The organism is Erysipelatoclostridium sp. MSK.23.31 (assembly GCF_019125875.1).
Classification (GTDB): Bacteria; Bacillota_I; Bacilli_A; order Erysipelotrichales; family Coprobacillaceae; genus Thomasclavelia; species Thomasclavelia ramosa.
The window spans coordinates 1-564 of the sequence record NZ_JAHOCB010000125.1; the positions used below are offsets into that span (position 1 = coordinate 1).

Here is a 564-nt window from a genome sequence, read left to right on the forward strand (position 1 = left end):
ATAATCTTCAATAATTATCCTACTTTTTTATGTCTAGATATAGTATTATTTCATTTTTTATTTGTTTTTGTTTTTCTTGATTTGTTTTTTATTAATAGAAATTGTATACGTATCTAAAAGATTCTGAGAATACATAATTCTATTTCTAGCTCTGTCAAAATTGGTCATTCCATTTTCATTAGATAGAATCTTTTTTACATAATTATTTTTTCCTTCAATACATCCGTTAGATATTCTTCTTCATTATATTCATTTTCTTTAACATCATTAAATACACGATAATCTTCTTGTAAATTTAAGCCATTTTTAATTCTTTGTTTATAGAAAGAACACATTCTAATACTCCTGCTTCACTAGTTGTATAACCTAATGTACGATCAAAAAAGTACTTTTCATCATTTATTTTATCGCCACTCTTTAAAAGCAGTTCGTATCTATATTTTAATAATTTGTATTCTTGACTATCTCTGTAACGTCTTAATATCCTTTTCCTAACTGAATTTAGACAGACTGTAATCTTCTTTAAAACACGGAAACTGTCAATACATATTATAGTTTTAGGAA

General features: G+C 24.5%; 2 protein-coding genes. Both read right to left on the minus strand.

Features of this window, described 5'->3' with window-relative positions:
* Positions 1–194: 194 nt before the first annotated feature.
* A complete protein-coding gene (locus KSU54_RS19075; RefSeq protein ID WP_226814471.1) occupies positions 195–335 on the minus strand; it encodes a hypothetical protein in 141 nt (46 codons plus the stop codon).
* Positions 296–564: transposase (locus KSU54_RS18615; RefSeq protein ID WP_226832887.1), on the minus strand; the 269-nt coding region annotated here is incomplete at its 5' end. The genes KSU54_RS19075 and KSU54_RS18615, both read right to left, overlap by 40 nt.